General features: G+C 64.1%; 20 protein-coding genes. 10 read left to right on the plus strand and 10 right to left on the minus strand.

The genetic code is table 11. The annotated features are described in order from the left end of the window. Positions 1–152 precede the first annotated feature (152 nt). The 5 genes from hemC (at position 153) to IEI94_RS06130 (ending at position 6,189) form a co-directional block, all read left to right on the plus strand. The gene (gene hemC, locus IEI94_RS06110; protein ID WP_191166438.1) at positions 153–1,094 is read left to right on the plus strand and encodes a hydroxymethylbilane synthase; all 942 of its coding nucleotides are present in this window, start codon (positions 153–155) and stop codon (positions 1,092–1,094) included. Further along, positions 1,094–1,885 carry a uroporphyrinogen-III synthase gene (locus IEI94_RS06115; protein ID WP_191166439.1) on the plus strand — a complete coding sequence of 264 codons (792 nt, stop codon included), beginning with the start codon at positions 1,094–1,096 and terminating at the stop codon, positions 1,883–1,885. Before hemC ends, IEI94_RS06115 begins: the two co-directional genes overlap by 1 nt. A 6-nt stretch (positions 1,886–1,891) precedes the next feature. Beyond that, entirely contained in the window at positions 1,892–3,382 is a 1,491-nt protein-coding gene (locus IEI94_RS06120; protein ID WP_191166440.1) for a uroporphyrinogen-III C-methyltransferase, read from the plus strand. Next, positions 3,379–4,602 (plus strand): heme biosynthesis HemY N-terminal domain-containing protein, encoded by a 1,224-nt coding sequence (locus IEI94_RS06125; RefSeq protein WP_191166441.1) that lies wholly within the window; start codon positions 3,379–3,381, stop codon positions 4,600–4,602. The genes IEI94_RS06120 and IEI94_RS06125 overlap by 4 nt, the downstream gene beginning before the upstream one ends. A 213-nt stretch (positions 4,603–4,815) precedes the next feature. Next, positions 4,816–6,189, plus strand: coding sequence for an NCS2 family permease (locus IEI94_RS06130; RefSeq protein ID WP_191166442.1), 1,374 nt, complete (start codon positions 4,816–4,818; stop codon positions 6,187–6,189). Between the two features lie 84 nt (positions 6,190–6,273). Here IEI94_RS06130 and IEI94_RS06135 read toward each other — a convergent pair whose 3' ends face one another. The 3 genes from IEI94_RS06135 to ybiO form a co-directional block, all read right to left on the minus strand. Beyond that, positions 6,274–6,885 carry a LysE family translocator gene (locus IEI94_RS06135; RefSeq protein ID WP_191166443.1) on the minus strand — a complete coding sequence of 204 codons (612 nt, stop codon included), beginning with the start codon at positions 6,883–6,885 and terminating at the stop codon, positions 6,274–6,276. Positions 6,886–7,003: 118 nt separating this feature from the next. Then, positions 7,004–7,759, minus strand: coding sequence for an AraC family transcriptional regulator (locus IEI94_RS06140; RefSeq protein ID WP_318153365.1), 756 nt, complete (start codon positions 7,757–7,759; stop codon positions 7,004–7,006). A gap of 165 nt (positions 7,760–7,924) precedes the next feature. Next, positions 7,925–10,246, minus strand: coding sequence for a mechanosensitive channel protein (gene ybiO, locus IEI94_RS06145; protein WP_191166594.1), 2,322 nt, complete (start codon positions 10,244–10,246; stop codon positions 7,925–7,927). Positions 10,247–10,573: 327 nt separating this feature from the next. Between ybiO and IEI94_RS06150 the strand changes: the two genes are divergently transcribed. From IEI94_RS06150 to crcB, 3 genes are all read left to right on the plus strand, one after another. Then, on the plus strand, positions 10,574–10,786 hold the full coding sequence (locus IEI94_RS06150; protein ID WP_191166445.1) for a hypothetical protein: 213 nt from the start codon (positions 10,574–10,576) through the stop codon (positions 10,784–10,786). A gap of 99 nt (positions 10,787–10,885) precedes the next feature. After that, entirely contained in the window at positions 10,886–11,293 is a 408-nt protein-coding gene (locus IEI94_RS06155; RefSeq protein WP_318153366.1) for a CrcB family protein, read from the plus strand. After that, positions 11,290–11,691, plus strand: coding sequence for a fluoride efflux transporter CrcB (crcB, locus tag IEI94_RS06160; RefSeq protein ID WP_191166446.1), 402 nt, complete (start codon positions 11,290–11,292; stop codon positions 11,689–11,691). The genes IEI94_RS06155 and crcB overlap by 4 nt, the downstream gene beginning before the upstream one ends. Here the strand turns inward: crcB and IEI94_RS06165 are convergent. After that, positions 11,669–12,226 (minus strand): ATP-dependent zinc protease, encoded by a 558-nt coding sequence (locus IEI94_RS06165; RefSeq protein WP_191166447.1) that lies wholly within the window; start codon positions 12,224–12,226, stop codon positions 11,669–11,671. The two genes, crcB and IEI94_RS06165, sit on opposite strands and share 23 nt — an antisense overlap. 92 nt (positions 12,227–12,318) lie before the next feature. Here IEI94_RS06165 and IEI94_RS06170 point away from each other — a divergent pair, with 92 nt between their 5' ends. Then, positions 12,319–13,062, plus strand: a complete 744-nt coding sequence (locus tag IEI94_RS06170) for a sulfite exporter TauE/SafE family protein (protein ID WP_191166448.1) — start codon at positions 12,319–12,321, stop codon at positions 13,060–13,062. Positions 13,063–13,067: 5 nt separating this feature from the next. On the opposite strand, the gene IEI94_RS06175 is transcribed toward IEI94_RS06170, so the two are convergent. From IEI94_RS06175 to IEI94_RS06185, 3 genes are read right to left on the minus strand one after another with little or no spacing between them, the layout of a single operon-like run. Next, complete coding sequence (locus IEI94_RS06175) at positions 13,068–14,366, minus strand: aspartate kinase (protein WP_191166449.1); 1,299 nt, start codon at positions 14,364–14,366, stop codon at positions 13,068–13,070. A 57-nt stretch (positions 14,367–14,423) separates the two neighbouring features. Next, a complete protein-coding gene (gene nspC / locus IEI94_RS06180; RefSeq protein ID WP_191166450.1) occupies positions 14,424–15,602 on the minus strand; it encodes a carboxynorspermidine decarboxylase in 1,179 nt (392 codons plus the stop codon). Between the two features lie 3 nt (positions 15,603–15,605). Next, positions 15,606–16,805, minus strand: a complete 1,200-nt coding sequence (locus IEI94_RS06185; RefSeq protein ID WP_191166451.1) for a saccharopine dehydrogenase family protein — start codon at positions 16,803–16,805, stop codon at positions 15,606–15,608. Positions 16,806–17,163: 358 nt separating this feature from the next. Between IEI94_RS06185 and IEI94_RS06190 the strand changes: the two genes are divergently transcribed. After that, positions 17,164–19,047 carry an OmpA family protein gene (locus IEI94_RS06190; protein ID WP_191166452.1) on the plus strand — a complete coding sequence of 628 codons (1,884 nt, stop codon included), beginning with the start codon at positions 17,164–17,166 and terminating at the stop codon, positions 19,045–19,047. A 96-nt stretch (positions 19,048–19,143) separates the two neighbouring features. Here the strand turns inward: IEI94_RS06190 and IEI94_RS06195 are convergent, their stop codons facing one another. From IEI94_RS06195 to IEI94_RS06205, 3 genes are read right to left on the minus strand one after another with little or no spacing between them, the layout of a single operon-like run. Next, entirely contained in the window at positions 19,144–20,100 is a 957-nt protein-coding gene (locus IEI94_RS06195) for a D-2-hydroxyacid dehydrogenase family protein (protein WP_191166453.1), read from the minus strand. Positions 20,101–20,107: 7 nt separating this feature from the next. Then, positions 20,108–20,815 carry a 4-carboxy-4-hydroxy-2-oxoadipate aldolase/oxaloacetate decarboxylase gene (locus IEI94_RS06200; RefSeq protein WP_191166454.1) on the minus strand — a complete coding sequence of 236 codons (708 nt, stop codon included), beginning with the start codon at positions 20,813–20,815 and terminating at the stop codon, positions 20,108–20,110. A gap of 25 nt (positions 20,816–20,840) precedes the next feature. After that, the gene (locus tag IEI94_RS06205) at positions 20,841–22,346 is read right to left on the minus strand and encodes a tripartite tricarboxylate transporter permease (RefSeq protein ID WP_191166455.1); all 1,506 of its coding nucleotides are present in this window, start codon (positions 22,344–22,346) and stop codon (positions 20,841–20,843) included.

A 22,346-nucleotide genomic window follows, 5' to 3' on the forward strand; every position in this document is an offset into this window, starting at 1 on the left:
CGCAGACTGGCCACGCCGCGTGCAGGCCGGCTAGCGGCGCATTTTTCCTGCTAGCGCGGGTGCATTATGATGGGGGCATCACGCGAGGACATCGCGCCTCGCCTTGCTCATTGTCCGGCCAACGTTGGTCGGGCTCATCCAGGGAGCCTTCCGTGCCCGCTTATACCACCCTGCGTATTGCCACCCGCAAGAGCCTGCTCGCCATGTGGCAGGCGGAACATGTGCGTGACCGACTGATGGCAGAACACCCTGGTCTAGAGGTGGAGCTGGTGGCGATGTCCACCCGCGGCGACAAGATCCTCGATACCCCGCTGGCCAAGGTCGGCGGCAAGGGCCTGTTCGTCAAGGAGCTCGAAGAGGCGATGCTCGACGGCCGCGCCGATATCGCCGTGCACTCGATGAAGGACGTGCCGATGCACTTTCCCGAAGGCCTGGGGCTGTCGGTGATCCTGGCCGGCGCCGAGCCCACCGATGCCTTCGTCTCCAATCATTACGCCTCGATCGATGAACTGCCCGAGGGCGCGCGCATCGGTACGTCCAGCCTGCGCCGCGGCCTGCAGATGCGCGAGGCGCGTCCCGATTTCGAAGTGCTGAGCCTGCGTGGCAACGTTCAGACCCGCCTCGGCAAGCTCGACGCCGGCGAGTTCGACGCCATCATCCTGGCGACCTCTGGCCTGCGCCGTCTGGGGCTTGCCGAGCGTATCGCCCTCGAGCTACCGCCGGAAGTGTGTCTGCCGGCCTGTGGCCAGGGCGCGCTGGGGATCGAGTGCCGTAGCGACGACCACGCGCTGATCGAGCTGCTGGCGCCGCTCGACGATCCCGATACCGCGACGCGGGTGCGCGCCGAGCGCGCCATGAACACCCGCCTCGAGGGCGGCTGCCAGGTACCCATCGGCGGCCATGCGATATTCGAGAACGACGGCCAGACGCTGTGGCTGCGGGCGCTGGTGGGCAACCCCGAAGGCACCCAGGTGCTGCGCGCCGAGGGCCGCGGTTCGGCCAGCGAGCCGGAAACACTGGGCATTCGCGTGGCCGAGGAGCTGCTCGATCAGGGCGCCGGCGAGATCCTGGCACAGGTCTACGGCGACGTCTGATGACGCTACCGATCCTGCTGACGCGCCCCGGCGAACGCGGCGAACAGCTGGCTGCGGCGCTCGCCGCTCAGGGGCATACCCCTCAGCATCTAGAGGTGATGGACCTCGAGCCGCTGGACGAGGACGCCCAGCAGCGCAATATCTGGCTGGATGTCGATCAGTTTACGCGGATCGTGGTGGTCAGCCCCTATGCCGCCGAACGGCTGGCCGAGGCGCTCGACCGCTACTGGCCGCAGCTGCCGCTGGGGCCAGCCTTCTATGCGGTGGGGCAGGCCACCGCTGCCACGCTGCATCGCTGCCTCGGGGTGAGCGTGCATCTGCCACCGCCAGGCAGCGGTGACACCAGCGAGGATCTGCTGGCGCTGCCGTCGCTGGCGCGCCTCGACGAGCAGAAGGTACTGCTGGTGGCCGGTGAAGGCGGCCGACCGCTGCTTGCCGAAACGCTGGCAGCGCGTGGCGCCAGGGTCACGCGTCTGGCACTCTATCGACGAGTGATGCGTCCGCCGCGGGGGCCCGTTGCCGAGCGGCTGGCGAATGGCAGCTACGCTGCGTTGGTGATCTCCAGCGGAGAACTGCTCGAATATCTGGCAGGATGGTGTCAGACACGCGCCTTGAACCAACCGCTAATCGTTTCCAGTCGGCGTTTGGCTACACTGGCAGTCGGCTTGGGGTTTACCGATGTGCGGCTCGCCGCCGGCGCCTCGGTAGCGGCCCTGAGTGCAGCAGTCGCCGGTATCCACGGGCGGGACGATGGCGCAGCAATCGATCATGACGATCTTGAAAAGGGCTAGCGACAGATGAGCAAGCAACCACACGATCAGGACGATAACCAGACGCCATCCGATGAGACGCCGCCTGACGCGTCTTCCCGCGACGCGGACAGCGCCGCTGCGACCTCATCTGACACGGCTGCGGCGAACAAGAGCGGTGGCCGCCCGCGTAGCCGCCGCCGCGGCGCCAAGGCGTCCGGCAATGCCGCCGCCAAGGCGCCTGCCGACAGCGCTGCTAGCCCAGCCAAGGCGGGTGACACACCGGACTCCGGCGCGCCACGTGGCGATGGTGACGCGGGCGGCGACACTCCGACCGACAAGCCGGCAGACAAGCCAACGAGCGCGACGCCCAAGACCGGTGCAGACAAGGCCGATGCCAAGACCTCCGCCAAGTCGACCGGCGGCAAGAGCGGCGCTGGCCCTGACAAGCAACCGCCGCCGCCGCAAACTGCCACGCCGCCCCCCGAGGACGGTGGTGGCAGCAAGACCGGGTTGATTGCGCTGGTACTGGCCGTACTGCTCGGCCTGGCCCTGCTGTTGGCTGCGTGGCAGGGCTGGGAGCGGCTCGAGGCGCAGCAGCAGCGCATCGCCGATCTCGAGTCGCGTAGCGGGGATGCCGCCAGCCGTGACGAACTGGCGGCACTGGAAGAGCGCCTCGACGACGGCGAAAGCGAGCGCGATGCGGCCCTGGATGACGCCCTGGCTAGCCTGCGCGGCGAGTTTGATGACTACCGCGGTGAGGTCGACGCCACCCTCGATCGGGTGCTCGACGAGCTCTCCAGCGAACAGGACGCAGATGAGCGCGAATGGCTCCACGCCGAGGCCGCCTACCTGCTGCGCCTGGCCAACCAGCGCCTGCAGCTGGAGCGTGACGCCGATGGTGCCGCAGCGCTGCTGCGCACCGCCGACGGTCGCCTGCGCGACGCCGACAACCCGGCGCTTACCCCGGTGCGCCGGGCTATCTCCTCCGAGCTGGCGGCGCTGGACGCGGTGCCGCGAGTCGACCGGACCGGCCTCTACCTGGCCCTCGACGCCCAGCAAGAGCAACTCGCCGGCCTGCCGCTGGGCCAGGACATCGAACAGATCGCCGCCGAGTCAGGCATCGAGCAACCGCCCTCCGGCGACTGGCAGCAGCAGCTGTCGCGCTTTGGCGCCGAGCTGCGCGACCTTGTCACGGTGCGCCGCCACGACGAGGCGCTGGAGGCACTGATCGCTCCCGAGCAGGAGGCCTACCTGCGCCAGAATGTGCGGCTGCTGATCGAGCAGTCCCAGTTGGCCCTGCTCAAGGAAGAAGAAGCGCTCTATGAAGCCAGCCTCGACAAGGCGATGGCCCTGGTCGAGGCCTACTACGACGTCGACAGCGAAGGTGTGCAGCGGGTGCTCGAGCGGCTCGGCGAGCTGCGCGAAGCGGCGATCCGCCCCGAGCTGCCCGACATCAGCGGCTCCCAGCAGGCGCTCGCCGAGTTTATCGAGCGGCGCTTCAACGGTAACGGCGACGACGAGGGAGACGAGGCATGAGAAAACTGATCCTCATCGTCGTTCTCGGCCTCGCGCTGGGGGCGCTATTTGGGCAGCTGATGGTCAGCGTGCCGGGCTACTGGCTGATACGGGTCGGTGACACCTCTGTACAGACCTCGTTCTGGTTCGGGCTGATCCTGCTACTGGGCGGTTTCCTGATACTGCATTTTGTGCTGAGGATACTCAGCCGTCTGCGCCATCCGGTCAGTCGGCTCAAACTGTGGAACAGCCGTACCCGTAATCGCAATGCCATGAAAAGCACCGTGCGTGGCCTGGTAGCGCTGGCCGAAGGGCGCTGGAAGCGTGCCGAGAAGGCCCTGGTCAAGTCGGCGGACGACTCCAGTACGCCGCTGGTCAACTACCTCTCCGCGGCGCTGGCGGCCCACTATCAGGGCCGCTACGACCAGGCCGACACCCTGCTCAAGCGCGCCCACCTGAGCACCGAGGGCGCCGACACCGCGGTGGGCATGGTCCAGGCGCAGTTGATGCTGGATCGCCAGCAGTACGAGGAGGCCCTGGCGACGCTGACCCGCCTCGACAAGCAGCTGCCCAACCACCCCCAGGTCCTCAAGCAGCTCAAGCAGGCCTATCTCAGCGTCAACGACTGGGACGGGCTGCGGCGGCTGATTCCACGCCTCGCTGCCCAGCAGCTAATCGCACCCGAGGAGCGCCAGTCCCTCGAGCAGCGCGCCTATCGCGAGCTGATCGTGCAGGCGGCGCGCCAGCCCAGCGATATCGAGCGGGTGCGCAACCTGTGGGCCGATATGCCCGACTACCTGCGCGGCGATATCGAATTGGTCGTGATCTATGCTGAGGCGCTGGTGCGCGGTGGCGAGGAGGGCATCGCCGAGAGGCTGCTGCGCCACTCGCTCAAGGAGCACTGGGATCACCGCCTGGTGCTGCGCTACGGTTTGCTTAGTGTCGATGCGGCGCGCCAGTTGGTCTATGCCGAAAAGTGGCTGCAGGAGCGCCCCAATGATCCCGACCTGCTGTTGACGCTGGGCCGCTTGTCGCTGCGCAACGCCTACTGGGGCAAGGCGCAGGAGTACTTCGAGGCCAGTCAGCGCCAGCGGCCCAGCGGTGTGGTGTGTGCCGAGCTGGCGCGTCTCTATGCCAACCTCGGCGAGCACAACAAGAGCCAGCTCTACTATCGTCAGAGCGTCGAGCTGCTCGACAAGTCGCTGCCGTCGCTCCCCCAGCCCAGCGACGACAATCGCTGAGCCCGCGGATTTGCTCTCCTGGGCGCCGTGAGGCGCCCTTTTTTATGCGGGAAATAACGTATCCAGTGGTTTGTCCTTTTGTATACGTCATTGGTCTATCATGGCTTGTCCAAATGGTCAGAAATTGCCTACCCTGTGATTGTTTGACCGAAAGGTCAGGGCTGCTTGCGGTACCTCTGACCTATGACAGCCAACAACAACAGGACCATGACGATGCAAGATTCCTCCACTACCGCTGGTGCGGCCTCAGCGTCGTCTAGCCAGGCGCCGGAAGAGGGCAATTGGCTGGAGCGCTATTTTCGTATACGCCATCGCGGCTCGACCCTGCGTACCGAGGTGCTGGCAGGTATCGCTACCTTCCTCGCCTCGATGTACATCATCGTGGTCAACCCGGCGATTCTGTCGGATGCCGGCATCCCCTTCTCGGCGGCGCTCTCGGCCACCGTGCTGATCAGCTTCATGAGCAGCCTGGCGATGGGGCTGTATGCGCGTAACCCGATCCTGGTGGCACCCGGCATGGGCATGAATGCGCTGTTCACCTATACCCTGGTGCAGGGGGCCGGGCTGTCATGGGAGGTGGCGCTGGGCTGCGTATTCTGGTCCGGGGTGCTGTTCGCGACCTTGGCGATGTTCAACGTGCGCAAGGCGATCATCGAGGCGATCCCGGCCTCGCTGCGCTATGCGATCACCTGCGGTATCGGCCTGTTCATCACCTTCATCGGGCTCAAGAACGCCGGCTTCATCGTTGGCAGCGATGCCACCCTGGTGTCGCTGGGCAGCATGGACCCGACCCTGATCACCTTCTTTGTCGGCATGATGGCCACTGCGATCATGGTCATCCTGCGCTTCAACGGTGCGCTGATCCTGGGTATCGCGCTGACCACCCTGCTGGCCACGCCGATGGGGCGGATGTGGGGCGGCGATGTGATGGTCGAGTGGAGCGGCCTGGCGGCCTGGCCCGACTTTAGCGCGGTGATGCAGGTGGATATCTGGGGGGCGCTGAAGGTTGCCTACCTGCCGTTTATCTTCGTGATGCTGTTTACCAACTTCTTCGATGCGCTGTCGTGCTTCATGGCGCTCTCCGAGTCCGCCGACCTCAAGGACAAGGATGGCAATCCTCGCAACCTCAAGCGCTCGATGACCGTCGACGCCTTCGCCTCGATGATTGCTGCGCCGCTGGGCACCAGCGCGGCCCAGACCTTTATCGAGTCCGGCGCCGGGGTTGCTCAGGGCGGGCGTACGGGGCTGGTGGCGGTGGTCATCGCGGTGCTGTTCCTGCCGTTCCTGTTCCTCTCTCCGCTGCTGTCGCTGGTGCCAGCGATCGCTACCGCGCCAGCGTTGGTGCTGGTCGGTCTGTTCATGCTGGCGCCGATCAGCAAGATCGACTGGACGCGCTATGACGAGGCTTTCCCGGCCTTCCTGGCGATCATCCTGATGCCGCTGACCTACTCGATCACCCTGGGGATCGCCTTTGGCTTCCTCAGCTTCGTGATGATCAAGTTGTTCACCGGCCGCATCGATGCGATCAAGCCGGCGATGTGGGTGTCGGCGGCGCTTAGCGTGGTGATGCTGGTCACCACCCACTGATCAAACGATTGTTGGCGAAACAGACAGGGGCTGCCATTGGCAGCCCCTGTGCGTGGCGCGGTCAGTCTTCGTTGATGTCAGGCCTTATCGCTGAGTGAGCGCGAGCTGAGCAGCGAGAGCCGCGAAAGCGCCAGCGAAGCCGCGTCGCATCCAGGTCTGAACAGAGGCGCTGGATATGACATGCTGACGGACCGCAGCGGCAAATGCGCCATAGGCGGCGAAGATCACGAATGTCAGCACCATGAATACCAGGCTCAGCTCCAGCATTTTGATCACAGGTGCCGTTTCATCCCCTCTGACGAATTGCGGCAGGAAGGCGAAGAAGAAGATCGAGAGCTTGGGATTCAGCAGGTTGATGAGGATCGCCGAGGCGATCACCTGCCGGGCACTCTTGCCATTCGCCTTGCCGTCCAGGCTCAGCATGCCGTGGTCACGGAACATTGCCCAGGCCATGTAGAGCAGATAGGCGACGCCGACATACTTGAGGATATGGAAAGCCGCGGCGCTGGTGTGAAGCAGTGCCGCAAGCCCGCTGATCGCCGCTAACATATGGGGAATGATGCCAAGCGTGCAGCCCAGAGCGGCAATGAGACTCGCGCGCACGCCACCCAGCAGGCCGGCGGCGACCGTGTAGATCGCGCCGCTGCCCGGCGATGCGACGATGACCAGGGCGGTGAGGAAGAATTCAGGCGTCATGACGGCTCAATCTCGCAGTGCTGCCGGACCATGCCGGCCTCGGCGGTTGCGTGGCTCGATTATGTTCCGAGCCACTCTGCACGCTGCGCTTTTGCGCTGTCTTGAACAAAATTGCAGATCAATTCATCGCGGCGGCATAAAGCCCTGGCGATATGGCGTAGGCGCGCACGAACAGCCGGGTCATGTGGCTCTGGTCGGCGAAGCCGGATCTCTGGGCGGCATCGGTGAGGCTCGCCCCGGCGGCAATCAGCCTTCGCGCCCTTTGCAGTCGACGCTGTACGAGATAGGCATGGGGTGTGAGTCCGGTGGCCTTCGAGAACCCTCGCACGAGCTGGAACTGGCTGACGCCAGCGATGTCGGCCAGATCAAGAAGTGTCAGGGAGGTCGCTGGATCGTCGTCGATGCGAGTACGGGCCTGCTCGATACCGATAGGTACTCCGCGCACGGGTTGTGCACGACCAGGCTCGATAAGCCGCGCAAGCAGCAGCAGCAGATTCTCGCGGATTTCAATGTCGCTATGCCCACCTTGCGGATCGGTGATGGCGCGAAAAAGCGCGCAGAAACGCGCGGAGGACAGCGGGTCGCGCATGGCGGGGTGCGAAAGTTCTCGGTTGTTGGTCACGCCGTCCGTGACATCGTCTATCGTGCCGGCCAAGCTTGCCGGATCGAAGTACAGCATCCGCCACGCGCGGCCATTGTCACCAAGCGGTGTTCCATCATGCACCTCGCCAGGATTGACGGTGATGATGTCTCCCGCTGTCGCCTCGACGGTGCCGCGTCCGCTCAAGGACTTCTGTGCACCACGCAGGATGACGCCGATCCCGTACTGGTCATGCGTGTGACGGCCGAACGCATGCGCGGTGTCGGCCGACACCGCCTCTACGCCATTCGTCCCGCATCGGGCTATGCTGAACAGTCCCTTTGTCATCCTTCCAAGGTTACATCGAGTCGGCTGCTCCAATCTATTCAGGCGTGGCGAATCATCACACGCAAAGGGGCTGCCGATGGCAGCCCCTTTGCGTGGATGGCAAGAGCGCGGTCAGTCTTCGTCGAAGTCGCCCTTGAATTCGGGGTTGGGCTGCGAGCGCGGGTCGTCCTGGCCGATGCGACTCTGCTCCCCGGAGCTTGGCTGACCGCCCGGGCGGCCGTTGATGTCGAACGGCTGACGCATGGTGCGCAGGTTGGCCGGCGGCGCTTCGCCCTCCTTGCCGACACCGAAGTAGAGCGTGGTGTGCGGGAAGGGGATCTCGATGCCCTTGGCGTCGAAGTGCAGCTTGACCAGGCGATTGAAGGCGCGGCCGGTGGACCACTGGGTGCCCGGCGTGGTCTTGATCCGTACGCGGATATTCACCGAGCTGTCGGCCAGTGCCACGACCCCGGCGACTTCCAGGGGCGCCAGGATATTGGCCTTGTGCGCCTCATCGTTGGCCAGCTCGTCGAAGGCTTCGCGTAGCACCACGATCGCCTCGTCGATGCTCTCGCGGTAGGCGATGCCATACTCGCCGACGTGGTAGCCGAACTCGCGCATATAGTTGGAGACGGTGTCCACGCTGGAGAAGGGCACGATGTGGTAGGTGCCGTTGAGGTCGCGGATACCCACCGAGCGGATGCTCAGGCGCTCGGCGGTGCCGGTGATGCCGCCTACGGTCACCACATCGCCGTTGTTCATGGCGTTCTCGATCTGGATGAACACCCCGGTGATGATGTCCTGCACCAGCTTCTGGGCACCGAAACCGATGGCCAGGCCGAGGACACCGGCACCGGCGATCAGCGGGCCGATGTTGATGCCGATTTCGGCCAGTACGATCATCAGGGTGATGGTGACCAGGGCAATCGCCAGCGCATTGCGGAACAGCGTCAGCAGGGTCTTGGCGCGGGCATCGGGTTCGCCAGCACCCGTCTCGGGGTTGAGCTTGTGCTCGATAAGGCTGGCCAGCGACAGCCAGGCGCCGATGGCGAGCAGCAGGATGACCGCCACGCTAACGAGCTTGCCGATCAGCCCGCGGCCGGCCTCGGAGGCGTACCAGGCGGCGGCGTCGAAGGCGCCCCAGGCGTTGAGCACCAACATGATCACGGCGACCAGAATCACCGCGCGAATGACCCGCAGGGCGTTGGGCACATAACTGTTGAGGCGAGGTTCGAGCATCGGCAGCTTGCGTCGCAGATCCTCGGAGAGGCGAATATGACGGCCGATGGTCTGTGTCAGTAGTGCCGATAGCAGCGCGCCGGCGCCGACCACCAGTAGCGTCTGCAGGGTGGCGACCATCACGAATGGCAGCGCATCCTCGGGGCGGATCAGCGTCACCACCAGCACCATCAGGAAGTAGAGGACGGCCAGCCAGTGCCACAGCCGGGCAAACAGCTGCAGCGACATGCGAGTGGCACTCAGCGAGCTGCGCTCCGCCATGCCCTCTATGGCGAGGCGCAGCTTGAGGCGGTTCTTGAGTACCTTGCCGACGGCGTAGATAAAGGCGCCGAGCATGATCAGCGTACCGACGCTTTCGCCAAGCGCCGGCGCCAGATAGAAGTTGATCATTGGCACTGCCACCAGCAAGCCATAGCCAACCAGACCGATCAGCCGGGCGATCCAGGTGTTCCAGTAGGAGGCCTCTTCAGCGACGATAGGCAGCAGGCGTAGCCCTTCGTAGCGCGAGGCGAACAGCATGCGCACCGCGGCCTTGAACAGTTCGATGACCAGGAAGGCGTTGAGAAACAGCGAGGCCCGGGTTGAGAGTTCACCGGTCTCACCCACCGCAAAGGTAGCGATCAGGTTGCCGCCGACGTAGGCCAGGGCGACCACCAGTACGTCGATGACCGCGGCCACGGCCACCGCGATGACCAGGCGCAGGATCGGCGTCAGGCCGGCGCTCTCGCGGGACCACAGGCTGATGCGCGTAAAGGCCGGCTTGGCCAGGTAGCGAAAGCTAATGAACAGCGCAAAGGTGGCGAGGATCACCAGGCCGAGGTTGATCGCAGCGCTCATGAAGGCGGCGCTGTCGAAGCCTGGTTCGCCGGTGGGCTGGCCGCTGAACAGCGAGCCGAGCACATTGATCAGGTTGTTGAACTGGCCGCCGACGTCACTGGCGATATTGCTGGTGGCCTCGGCCAGGCGGCGCGGAAGCGATATCTGTTCGGCGGTCTGGCCGCTGGGGGCGGTGGCAGCAATGGCTTCGGCCGAGATTTCGCCCTCCAGTCCCAGCGGCGCCACCGACTCCTCCTGTGATAAACCGCGCAGCTCTTCAATCAGCCGGTTCCGCGACTGTTCGTCTTCGAGCAGATCGGCCAGCGTATCGTAGGCGGGCGACGGGGCGGTGGGGGTAGTCTGCTGAGCCTGGGCTGGCCCCAGGAGCAGCAGGGCCATCAGCAGGCCGGTGACAATCGTGAAGAGACGTGGGAGAAGCACGCTTCTACCTCCATGAGTCAGCGTGAAAGGGCGAGTGGCAACGGCGTGCACAGCGCATCCATTATGGCGCATCTCAACATGCCGGCCCCAAGCAGACAAGTCGGCGGCCGTCATAAGCGCGTCACACACGAGGATGACACTGGCGACTGGTGCGTTTTCGGCACAATTATACGCAAGGTTAATCTATACAAATATTGTACATCAAGTGGAAGCATGCCAATGTATATTGCATTGCTATCGCCTTGGTGTTCAGGGAAGAGCATCACGCATCACGAGGAATACACCATGTTGGACGTCCCGCTGGAGCTGCGCTGTAACGTGTGTGGCCATGATCGTTTCACCCTGCCGACAGTAGATGCCGCAGACCAGGACGTACGCTGCGGCGAATGCCTGGCCTTCAAGTGTCATGCAGACGATCTCGAACAGCATATGCTGGCAGCCGCTTCGAGTCTGACGCCGCAGCCGGGTAAAGGAGCCAGGCGTTCCTGCGCCAGTTAGAGAGAACATTGGCAAGCATGCGGTAACTTCCACCACCCGTTCGCGGGTGGTTTTTTTTGTCTGCTAGGATAGCCGCTGGCGATATGGGAGAGAGAAGCCGTGTTCGATGTTCAAGCGCTGATGTTGGTGGGTGCCGGTGGCGCCGTGGGCGGCGTGTTGAGGGTGGGATTAACAGCCCTGGTCACGGCCCGCTGGGGCGCAACGTTCCCCTGGGGGACCCTGGCGGTAAACCTCAGCGGGGCGCTGTTGCTCGGAACGCTGGCCGGTGCCTGGGGGCTCGATGTGCTGCTGCTTCAGGGACCCACCGCCAGCTGGTGGCTACTCGCCGTGGGCGTGCTCGGCAGCTATACCACGGTCTCCTCTTTCAGCATGCAGAGCCTGACGCTGCTGCGCAGTGCCGAACCGTGGCGTGGCTATGTGAATATCGCCGCGTCACTGTTCGGCTGTTTGCTGGCGGTATCGCTGGGTCTGATCGTCGGCCGGCTGGCCGCGGGAGGCGCACTATGAAGGCGGCGCTTGCCAACTACGCAGCGGTGGCGGTCGGCAGTGCCCTGGGGGCGATGGCGCGCTACCTCTTCTCGATGTGGCTGCTGGCAGCCCCTGGCGGGTTGCCCTGGGGCACCCTGAGCGTCAATCTGCTGGGGTCCATCGCCATTGGCTTGATCGCCACGCTCAGCGCTGGTCGCTGGCCGTTGTCGACGCGGATGCAGCTGTTCCTGATCGGCGGCGTATGCGGCGGCTTTACCACCTTCTCGATCTTCAGCCTGGAGGTGCTGACCCTGGCCGGCACCGGTGCGCCGGGCATGGCGGTGCTCTATGTTGGTCTGTCGATCTGTCTATGGCTGGCCGGCGCCTGGTTGGGCACCGGCATTGGCGCCTGGCTCAATCGTCGTCCGGGTCGTTAGCCACGAACTCGGCGTCCTCAGCGCAGTCGGCGCCGTTGATAAAGGTCTCGCGCACGTCGAGCAGGCCCAGATGTTCGATGGTGCGGCGCCCGAGCAGCAGCGGGTAGAACATCTCGCTGCGATCGCGCAGCCCGACCTGCTCTTCATAGATACGGTCGCCGAGGCAGAACTCCATCAGCACCACGGCACGCCTGGCACTACCGCCTGCACCGCGGACCTTGATGCTGCGGTAGATCGGTTTTTCCAGCTCCTCCGAGAGCACCTCGTCGCTGCGCTCATCTTCCAACTCAAGGCGAAAACGCACCCACTCTTCACCGTCCTTCTCGAAGCGTTCGATATCGCGGGCGTCCAACGACGAGGTGAGGGCGCCACTATCGAGCTTGGCTTTTATGGTGGTGCCCCAGGGCTCCACGGTGGCCATTTCGACCCAGCCGAATACCGGCTCGTCGGCACTGGCAGATAGTGAGATGGTGGCCAGCAGCAGGGCGCCGGCCGCGCCGATCAGGCGGCGGGGCAGTACAGCACGGGTTGGCATGGGATCTCCTTGTCTTATGCAACGCAGCGATAGAGTACCATTGCGGCAAATAATTCCCGTGCGGCGCAGCGGAGCGCGTCAAAGGATCTGCGATGTTACCTGATTACTCGTGGCTCGCCTGGGGCCTGATCATCTTCTCCACCTATCTGACCGGGGTCTCCAAGGGGGGCTTCGCCGGTGGCTTCGGTACGCTTTCGGTACCGCTGATGGCGCTGGCCATCGGCCCCATCGAGGCGGCCGGCCTGCTGCTGCCGCTGCTGTTGGTGATGGACGCCTTTACCGTCAAGGCGTGGTGGGGGTATCACGACCGCACCGAGGTGCGGCGTATCCTGCCCGGGCTGGTGCTGGGAGTGATCATCGGCACGCTGCTGATCGGCAGCCTCGACGAGAATGGCGTGCGCCTGCTGCTGGGCGTGCTGTCGCTGCTGTTCGCGCTGTATATGCTGCTGCGGCCTGCCGCCGGGCGCCCGATCTCCACACGCTGGGCGCCACTGGCGGGTATCGGCTGTGGCTTCACCAGCTTTCTGGCCCACGCCGGCGCGCCGCCGATCAACCTCTACCTGATCCCCCGACGGTTGGCCAAGCGCACCTTTATCGCCACCTGCGCCATCGTCTTCGCCGCGGTCAACCTGATGAAGCTCGGCCCCTACCTGTGGCTGGGTGAGATCAACCTCACCAGCGCCTGGGCCTCGCTGGTGCTGGTGCCGGTGGCCTGGGCCGGGGTGCGCAGCGGCCTGTGGCTGCAGCACCGGGTCAACGAGACGCTGTTCTACCGCCTGATCATCATCGCCATGGCGATCGTCGGCGTGCAGCTGGTGGTCAAGGCGCTGGGGTGAGGGGCTTAGCCGTCTCTACCATCGGGAATACGCCAGGTCTCAGGACACTCGCCGCGGCGAAACAGGCGCTGGGCGGTGAAGGCGTTGCTGCGCTGGGCGAGCACCTCGCGGCCTGCGCTGAGCGCGTCCAGCTGCGCCTGGGTGGGGTGGCGTATCGAAAGCAGGGTCAGGTCGTCGTGGCGCGTTAGGTCATAGTCGGCGGCGAGCGCCTCGACAAAAGGCTCGAGGCGCGCGGGGTGGGCGTCGAGGCATAGCGAGAGGCGCATGGCGCCGCCGTCGATCAGGTTGGCGTGCAGGCCGGCGTCGACTAGCCAGCCAAACACCTGGTGCTGGCGGGGCTCGTCCATAAACGAGAAATCCTGGGGCTGGATGTCCAGCAAGACCTGCTCCTCGGCCAGGATATAGGCCGGCGTGGCGTCGTCGTCGCCTTGCTCGGAGATAACGCTGGGCGCGGCGTCCGGGGTCTTGAACGAGCGCACCTTGAGAGGGATCTGCCGCTCGCGCAGCGGGGCCAGCGTCTTGGGGTGAATGACCTTGGCGCCCAGCCAGGCCAACTCGATGGCCTCGTCGTAGCTGATCTGCATCAGCTGCCGGGCATTGTCGAAGCGCCGCGGGTCGGCGTTGAACAACCCCGGCACGTCCTTCCAGATCACCACCTCGCTGGCGTCCAGGCAGTGGGCGACGATCGCCGCGCTGAAATCCGAGCCTTCGCGGCCGAGGGTGGTTGACTCGCCCGCCGCAGTAGCCCCGATAAACCCCTGGATAATTCCCATACGCTTGCTGCTGAGCGCTTGCAGTCGCTGCGACGTCTCAGCCCAGTCGACGTTGGCGGCCTGGTGGGTGGCGTCGGTGATGATCAGCTGGCGAGCGTCATGCCAGTCGTTGTCGATACCGATCTCGTTGAGCCAGGCGCTGACGATGGTGGTGGAGAGCAGTTCGCCGAAGCCGATGGTGCGGTCGTAGTGGTGCGCCCGCTCAGCGTCGCGATACTTGCGCTGGCAGGCGTCCAGGTCGCTGAGCAGCGCCTCGACGCGCTCGGCGACGGCGTTGTCCTGCGTGCCGAACAGTGCCTCGACGGTGGCCAGGTGGTCGTTGCGCAGAGCCTGGAGCCGCTGGCGATAGTCGCTCTCGTCGCTGCCGCGTGCTGCGGCGAGCAGGGCCTCCAGGGCATTGGTGGTCTTGCCCATGGCCGAGATGATCAGGACTTGGGGGCGCTCGTGGCTGCCAGCAAGCAGCTTGCCCAGATGGCGAATGGCCTCGGCATCCTTGATCGAGGCCCCGCCGAACTTGAATATCGTCGTCATAACCGTCACTCCCTGGCGGTGGATGTCATGTTCGTCACGCCGCGGTGCTGCGACGCCTCAACTCAGCCGCTGCATATAGTCCACATAGCCGAAGGTGCGCACCGTGCGCAGTTCGCGGCTCTGCGCATCGATGCGGCAGATCGATGGCAGGCGGATGCCGTTGAAGGTGGTGGTCTTGACCATGGTGTAGTGGGCCATATCGGTGAACACCAGGCGATCGCCGATCGCCAGCGGGCGGTCGAAGGAGTAGTCACCGATCACGTCGCCGGCGAGACACGTCATGCCGCCCAGGCGATAGCTGTGAGCCTTCTCTCCCGGTTCGCCGCTGCCGATGATATGCGGCCGATAGGGCATCTCCAGCACGTCGGGCATATGCGCGGTGGCGGAGGTGTCGAGGATGGCGATGGGGCCGTCATTGTCGACGATATCCAGCACCGAGCAGACCAGGTAGCCGGTGTTGAGCGCGATGGCTTCGCCCGGCTCCAGATAGACCGTGAGATGCGGATGGCGCTCGCGGAAGCTGCGGATCACTCGCACCAGCCGCTCGATGTCGTAGTCGGCGCGGGTGATATGGTGCCCGCCGCCGAAGTTGACCCACTTGAGACAGGCCAGATAGTGGCCGAACTTCGCCTCGAAGGCCGCCAGGGTCTCTTCCAGGGCGTCGCTGTTCTGCTCGCACAGGGTGTGGAAGTGCAGCCCCTCCAGCCCTTCGAGATCCGCCGCTGCCAGGTCTACGGCGCGGGTGCCGAGCCGCGAGCCCGCCGCACAGGGGTCATAGAGCGGCACCGCGCCGGTGGAGTGCTCGGGGTTGACCCGCATGCCGTAGGAGACCCGCCGCGGCGCGCCCGCGACGGTGTCGCGGAAGCGCCGCCACTGGCCCGGCGAGTTGAAGCTGAGGTGATCCGCGTAGCGCAGTACCACGGCCAGCTCCTCCTCGGTGAAGGCCGGCGAGTAGCAGTGCACCTCGCCGCCGAAGGTCTCCGCCCCCAGGCGCGCCTCGTCCTGGCCGCTGGCCGTGGTGCCCACCAGGTACTGGCGGACCAGTGGGAAGGCGTCCCACATGGCGAAGCCCTTGAGCGCCAGCAGGATGCGCGCGCCGCTGCGCTCCTGGACCTGCCCCAGCAGTTCCAGGTTGCGGCGCAGCAGGGCGTCGTCCACCACATAGGCCGGGGAGGGGCAGGCTTGGATGTCGAAATCGAGTCCGGCGTCCAGGCCTCCATCGCGTGCGTTGGCCATGGCTCAGGCCAGCGGATCGTGGTCGGGATCGAGCTCGACCACCTGCCACGGCAGGCCCATCTCGCCGATGCGCGCCATAAAGGGATCGGGGTCGAGCTGCTCGACGTTGAACACCCCTTGGCCCTTCCAGATGCCCTCGAGCATCAGCATGGCGCCGGTCACCGCCGGCACGCCGGTGGTGTAGGAGATGGCCTGGGACTGCACCTCCGCATAGCACTGCTCGTGGTCGCAGATGTTGTAGATATGCACCTTGCGGCGCTTACCGTCCTTGATGCCGTCGGCAATGATGCCGATATTGGTCTTGCCCTTGGTGCGCGGGCCCAACGAGGCCGGGTCGGGCAGCACCGCCTTGAGAAACTCCAGCGGGGCGATCTCGGCACCGCCCACCTTGATCGGCTCGATGCTGGTCATGCCGACGTTCTCGAGCACCTTGAGGTGGGTGATGTACTTATCGGAGAAGGTCATCCAGAAGCGGATACGCTCCAGGCCCTTGATGTTCTGACACAGCGATTCCATCTCCTCGTGGTAGAGGAGGTAGATGTCCTTCTCGCCGATGCCGTCGAAGTCGAACGTGCGCTTCACCGCCAGCGGGTCGGTCTCCTTCCACTCGCCCTTCTCCCAGTAGCGCCCCTTCGCGGTGATCTCGCGAATATTGATCTCCGGGTTGAAGTTGGTGGCAAACGGATAGCCGTGGTCGCCGCCGTTGGCATCCAGGATGTCGATGCGGTGAATCTCGTCGAACAGGTTCTTCTGGGCGTAGGCGCAGTAGATATTGGTCATGCCCGGATCAAAGCCGCAGCCCAGGGTGGCCATGTTACCGGCCTTGGCGTAGCGATCCTGGAAGGCCCACTGCTCCTTGTACTCGAACTTGGCTTCGTCGGGATGCTCGTAGTTGGCCGTATCGAGGTAGGGCACGCCGGTGCGCAGGCACGCCTCCATGATGGTCAGGTCCTGATAGGGCAGGGCCACGTGGATCAGTACGTCCGGCGTGAACGACTCGATCAGTGCGACCAGCGCCTCGACGTCATCGGCATCCACCTGTGCCGTCTGGATCGGGCGATCCAACTGGGCGGCGATGGCCTGGCACTTCGACTCATTGCGGCTGGCCAGCATGATCTCACTGAAGTTCTCGGGGTGCTGGGCGCACTTGTGGGTGACGACACCGCCGACGCCGCCGGCGCCGATAATCAGGACTTTGCTCATGGGTTCGAATCCAGATCGGGAAAAGTGGAACAGTCTTGGCCTCATCCGGATTCCCCGACAGGGGATAGACGAGTGGGCGCTGATAATGGCGTCCCCTGAGGCTGGTATCAAGTGGTTTTCGCGTCAAGTCACCACCCAGGCTGATGGGGCCGGGTGGAGGGCAGGGATTGCATTTGGTCATTGAAGTCGATGTCTCCTGTGTGTGCTGTCGTACCGATGGTTCACGCTTTCTCGACCATGCTGAAACCATCAGGCGTGGTAGCTGATCGTGACGGAAACAGAGCTTGCCTCGGCAGTTTGCAGAAAGCTCCTATCGGCCCCAGGGCGCTAGTTGTGGGTGAAGAACATGAAGTATCGAATGCGTGTTTTCAGTAAGCCTGTGGTGCTGGCGGCATCGCTGTCGTTGATGGGGCCGAGTTTCGCCCAGGCAGGCTTCATTCTGGCGCCAGATACCGAGCTTATTACGCTCGCTCAAGCTATTGAATCTGAGGATGACACTGACGCTGAGCTTCTGATCGAAGAGGAAGCCGCCGAGCAAGCCGAAGCAGAGACGCTGACCGAAGAGGAAGCCGCCGAGCAAGCCGAAGCAGAGGCGCTGGCCGAAGAGGAAGCCATTGAGCAGGCCGAGGCAGACGCGCTGGCCGAAGAGGAAGCCATCAAGCAGGCCGAGGCAGACGCCCTGGCCGAAGAGGAGGCCATTGAACAAGCCGAGGCAAACGCGCTGGCCGAAGAGGAAGCCATCGAGCAGGCCGAGGCAGACGCCCTGGTTGAGGAGGAAGCCATCGAGCAGGCCGAAGCAGACGCCCTGGCCGAAGAGGAAGCTATCAAGCAGGCCGAGGCAGACGCCCTGGCCGAAGAGGAGGCGCTCGCCGAGCAGGAGGCGATTGAGCAGGCTGAAGCTGACGCCCTTGCCGAGCAGGAGGCCATTGAACAAGCCGAGGCAGACGCCCTGGCCGAAGAGGAGGCGCTCGCCGAGCAGGAGGCGATTGAGCAGGCTGAAGCTGACGCCCTTGCCGAGCAGGAGGCCATCGAACAGGCCGAGGCAGAGGCGTTGGCCGAGCAGGAGGCCATCGAGCAGGCCGAAGCAGAGGCCCTGGCCGAGCAGGAGGCGATCGAACAGGCCGAGGCCGAGGCCCGGGACGATCAGCAGGCGATGGAGCAGGCCGAGGCAGACGCCTTGGCCGCTGCTGCCGATCTAGACGATCAGGAGGCCGCCACGACCTCCGAAGAGGTCGTGACGTCGGAAAGCACACGCAGCAGCGACCAGGAAGTCAGCGTCGCGGCTGCTTCAGATGCCGATTCGGATAGCGGCAGCAGCAGTCAGGTATGGAAATACCTGGGGGCAGCTGCGGCAGGTGCCGTGGTGGGCGCCTTGATCCCGCAGCTCGGGGGACGGGTCGTCGATGATCAAGGCGATCGCATGATCGTCGAGCGCGACGGCGAACTCCACGTGCGCAAGGACGAGAATCTGCTGCTGCGTCGCCCTGGCGTCACCGAGACGACCGAGTCGTTTGCCGATGGCGTCACGCGCTCCACTGTGACGCGCGAGGATGGCAGCCGCATCGTGACGATTCGCGACTCTGGGGGCTTTGTGCTTCAGCGCACCCGCTACTTGCCCGACGGCACCGCTATCGTACTGATCGATGAAACGAGAAAGACCGACAGCTGGGTGTCATCTGCTCAACTTGACCAGTCGCTCCCGCCGCTGCGTCACAGCCTGCCGGATGATCGCTACGTCGTGGACTATCGACGTGCGGATCAGGACATTCTGCGCCAGGCGCTACTGGCGCCGCCAGTGGAGGAGTTTGAGCAGGTATTTTCACTTCGGCAGGTACGCGAGAACCATCGCATTCGAGCGATGATGCCGCGGGTCGACCTCGACGTTATCCAGTTCGCCACCGGCTCGTCTGCTATTCAGCCTAGGGAGGCCGAAGGCCTGCGCATGATTGGTCTTACCATGGCCGATATCATCAAGGAGCACCCCAGCGAGCTTTTCCTGGTGGAAGGTCATACCGATGCCGTCGGCGCGGACCTGATGAACCTCGGGCTGTCCGATCGACGGGCAGAAGCCGTCGCCCTGGCATTGACGGAGTACTTCGATATTCCCCCGGAAAATCTTGTGGTGCAGGGCTACGGTGAGCGCTATCTGAAAGTGGATACGCAGGGCCCCAGTCAGGAGAACCGGCGAGCCAGCGTCCGACGGATCACCCCATTGATCGATGCAGGCCTGGTCCGGCTCTGACACCTGGTAGGCCAGACAATGGGCTGACAAGGCAGGTGCAATAAGGCAGGTGCGATAGCGGTGGCGCTCAGCAGTGAGCGCCACCGCCATGTCGGACTAGTCGAGTTGACGGATAGGTTCTCCTCGCTGCCAGGCATGGATGTCTTCCACCATCTGCCGGTAGAAGAGCCGGAACGTCTGTTCGCTGGTATAGCCGAGGTGGGGCGTCAGCAGCAGGCGGCCACTGTCGATCAAGTCATGATCGCGGAGCGGGTCATCGGCAGGCAGCGGCTCTTGATCGAAGACATCGATCGCCGCCGATCCCAGGGTCTGGCTGCGTAACGCCTCAACCAGTGCCTGGGTGTCGACGATTGGCCCCCTGGAGGTATTGATGAGGCAGGCGGTCGGCCGCATCAGACTCAGTGCCTCGCGATTGATAAGCCCGCGGCTACGCGGCGACAGCACCACGTGTATGGTGACAATATCCGACATCTTCAGCAGTGCTTCGAGCGACGTCGCATGCTGGACGCCGTGTTCGTCACACAGCGCCGGCGTGAGGTTCTGCGACCAGGCCGCGACCTGCATGCCGAAGGCTTTGGCCAGCGCCGAGACCTGCTGTCCAACCTTGCCGAGTCCGATGATCCCTAGCGTCAGCCCGCCCAGGTCTCGGCCCAGTCCCTGCTGCCACTGGCCGTTGCGCAGGTGGTTTGACTCGACAACAATGCGGCGCTGGCTGGCCAGCATCAGCCCGAGAGTGAGCTCTGCGGTGGTGGTTTTCCGCAACTCGGTGCCACAGACCGTAATGCCCTGGCGCGCGGCGGTGTCGAGGTCAATCGAGAGGTTGCGTGAGCCCGACGTGACGATAAGCTTCAGCTTTGGCAGCCGCTCCAGCAGCGCCCCGGGCAGCGGGGTACGTTCGCGCATCACGCACAGGACGTCATAAGCAGAGAGGCGTTCTGCCAGCGCGTCCTGATCTGTCAACGTATCCTGGAAGATGTCGATTTCCCCCAGGCCGCTCCAGTCGGCCAGTCGCAGGGCATCGTGCCCATAATCATCTAGAATGGCGATCTTCATGGTTTTCTCACTCCCGGTGAAACGGCCAGTCGATGGGGCCGTCATCGTACCGAAGCCCTTTCTCGATGAGTTTTTCGCGCAAGCCCAGCAGGTCGAGCGTTTTTCCGCCCTGCTTGATGGCCGTGCGCATGGCCTCTTCCTTGTCTATCCGCTGGTGAGAAGCGTCGAGGACATCGGCAGCATGCTGGCGAGGTACCAGCACAACTCCGTCGTCATCGGCCACGACAACATCGCCGGGGATGACCAGGCGTCCGCCGCACATGATGGGGACGTTAACCGCACCTACCGTCTCCTTGACGGTGCCCTGCGGGCTGATGGCGCGCGACCACACCGGGAAGCCTTGTTCCCGGAGGTCCCTGATATCGCGTGCCCCGGTATCCAGCACTGCGCCAACGCCGCCCCGCTGCGTCACGAATTCGGCCAGAATATCGCCGAAAAAGCCGTCGAGGCTGCGCGATGTCGTACCCACCACCAGCACATCGCCCGGCTCCATGAGTTCAATGGCGACATGCAGCATCCAGTTGTCGCCTGGCGCGCAGAGGACAGTGATCGCCGATCCAGCAATTGCCGCGCCTGGTACGCCGGCACGGATCTCCGGCTCCATGGCCCCTGAGCGCCCCTGGGCCTCATGCACGGTGGCCACGCCGCACTTGCCAAGGGCCTTGATCACTTCTCCATCTGCACGCTCTATCGTCTTGATAGCAACCTTGTTCATATCCCTAGCCTTTTGTAGGTGGTTTTCAGTTGTTTTCGGTAGTACTTCGGCGGGGTTTAAAGCTGCCCCAGATAACCCACAGCAGCAGAAGTGCTGCCAGAAACAGAAAAGCGGCGCTGATTGGGCGTTCAAGGAAGACCATGAAGTCCCCCCTGCTGAGTAGCATTGAACGGCGCAGGTTCTCCTCCAGCATGGGGCCAAGGATAAAGCCGAGAAGCAGCGGTGCTGCTTCAAACCCAAGCTTGATCAGCAGATAGCCGATGCCGGCAAAACCCGCGACAAGCAACACGTCCATGACGGAGCGATCGAGGCTGTAGACGCCTGCACAAATCAGCAGAATGATGATGGGGAACAGCAGCCGATAGGGAATCTGAAGTATCTTCACCCAGACCTTGATCAAGGGAATGTTGAGGATAAGCAGGATCAGGTTTCCGATCAGGAAGCTCACCACCAGCCCCCAGAATAGCTCCGGATTCTCGGTCACCACTCTAGGGCCAGGCGCAATGCCATGGATCATCAAGGCGCCCAGCATCAGGGCCATGATGGCGTCGCCAGGGATCCCCAGGGTCAGGGTGGGGATAAAGGAGGATTGCGCGGCAGCGTTGTTGGCGCCCTCCGGGGCGGCAATGCCAGCGACCGCGCCCTTGCCAAAGGTTTCCGGCTTGGAAGAGATGCGCTTCTCGACGGCATAGGCCATGAACGAGGCCATGGAGCCGCCCCCCGTGCCTGGCAGAATGCCGACGGCAGTGCCCACGCCAGAACCGCGCAGAATGGGCCAGCCGGATTCGCGCCACTCTTTGCGTGTCGGCAGCAGGGAGCGAAAGGTGACACGGGTCTTGTTGGCTCCGTCGCCGGTCTTGCCAATGCTGGAAATGACCTCGGAGACACCGAACAGTGCCATGGCAATGACGATGATGCTGACGCCGTCGAAGAGTTCGGGTATCCCGAACGTCATGCGCATTGCGCCGCTGTTGACGTCGATGCCCACCAGGCCAATCAGCAGCCCCAGTACTACGCTGGCGAGTCCGATCAGCGGTCGTCCCTGGCTAATCGATCCGGCGGCGACCAGGCCGAGCACCATCATGGAGAAGTAGTCGGCGGAGTGGAACGAGAGTGCCAGCTGAGCGAGCGGAGGAGCCATCAGAATCAATACAATGATGGCGAAACAGCTGCCCACGAAAGAGGCGATGGTAGTGATCATCAGTGCCGCGCCGGCTCTACCTTTCTGCGACATCGGGTAGCCGTCGAGGCAGATCACGGCTGACGAGGCGGTACCCGGCAGGTTGAGGAGAATCGACGCGATCGAACCGCCGTACTGGGCGCCGTAGTAGATCCCCGCGAGCATCACCAGGGCGGCAGTGGCGGGCACGTGAAAGGTCAGCGGCATCAGCAGCGACACGGCTGCCAGGTGGCCAATGCCGGGGAGAACGCCGACGATCATGCCAACGCTCACACCCAGCAGGCAGTAGAGCAGGTTTTCCATGGTCAGCGCGGTGGCCAGGCCGAGCTGAAGACTCTCGAGTAGGTCCAT

Origin of the sequence: Halomonas sp. ML-15 (assembly GCF_014779595.1) — a bacterium.
Taxonomy (GTDB): Bacteria; Pseudomonadota; Gammaproteobacteria; order Pseudomonadales; family Halomonadaceae; genus Franzmannia.

Excerpts from the sequence above, each read along its gene's own strand:
- IEI94_RS06115 (WP_191166439.1), top strand. The coding sequence starts at position 1,094 with ATGACGCTACCGATCCTGCTGACGCGCCCCGGCGAACGCGGCGAACAG.
- IEI94_RS06120 (WP_191166440.1), top strand. The coding sequence starts at position 1,892 with ATGAGCAAGCAACCACACGATCAGGACGATAACCAGACGCCATCCGAT.
- IEI94_RS06125 (WP_191166441.1), top strand. The coding sequence starts at position 3,379 with ATGAGAAAACTGATCCTCATCGTCGTTCTCGGCCTCGCGCTGGGGGCG.
- IEI94_RS06130 (WP_191166442.1), top strand. The coding sequence starts at position 4,816 with ATGCAAGATTCCTCCACTACCGCTGGTGCGGCCTCAGCGTCGTCTAGC.
- IEI94_RS06135 (WP_191166443.1), bottom strand. The coding sequence starts at position 6,885 with ATGACGCCTGAATTCTTCCTCACCGCCCTGGTCATCGTCGCATCGCCG.
- ybiO (WP_191166594.1), bottom strand. The coding sequence starts at position 10,246 with ATGGCCCTGCTGCTCCTGGGGCCAGCCCAGGCTCAGCAGACTACCCCC.
- IEI94_RS06150 (WP_191166445.1), top strand. The coding sequence starts at position 10,574 with ATGTTGGACGTCCCGCTGGAGCTGCGCTGTAACGTGTGTGGCCATGAT.
- crcB (WP_191166446.1), top strand. The coding sequence starts at position 11,290 with ATGAAGGCGGCGCTTGCCAACTACGCAGCGGTGGCGGTCGGCAGTGCC.
- IEI94_RS06165 (WP_191166447.1), bottom strand. The coding sequence starts at position 12,226 with ATGCCAACCCGTGCTGTACTGCCCCGCCGCCTGATCGGCGCGGCCGGC.
- IEI94_RS06170 (WP_191166448.1), top strand. The coding sequence starts at position 12,319 with ATGTTACCTGATTACTCGTGGCTCGCCTGGGGCCTGATCATCTTCTCC.
- IEI94_RS06175 (WP_191166449.1), bottom strand. The coding sequence starts at position 14,366 with ATGACGACGATATTCAAGTTCGGCGGGGCCTCGATCAAGGATGCCGAG.
- nspC (WP_191166450.1), bottom strand. The coding sequence starts at position 15,602 with ATGGCCAACGCACGCGATGGAGGCCTGGACGCCGGACTCGATTTCGAC.
- IEI94_RS06185 (WP_191166451.1), bottom strand. The coding sequence starts at position 16,805 with ATGAGCAAAGTCCTGATTATCGGCGCCGGCGGCGTCGGCGGTGTCGTC.
- IEI94_RS06190 (WP_191166452.1), top strand. The coding sequence starts at position 17,164 with ATGCGTGTTTTCAGTAAGCCTGTGGTGCTGGCGGCATCGCTGTCGTTG.
- IEI94_RS06195 (WP_191166453.1), bottom strand. The coding sequence starts at position 20,100 with ATGAAGATCGCCATTCTAGATGATTATGGGCACGATGCCCTGCGACTG.
- IEI94_RS06200 (WP_191166454.1), bottom strand. The coding sequence starts at position 20,815 with ATGAACAAGGTTGCTATCAAGACGATAGAGCGTGCAGATGGAGAAGTG.
- IEI94_RS06205 (WP_191166455.1), bottom strand. The coding sequence starts at position 22,346 with ATGGACCTACTCGAGAGTCTTCAGCTCGGCCTGGCCACCGCGCTGACC.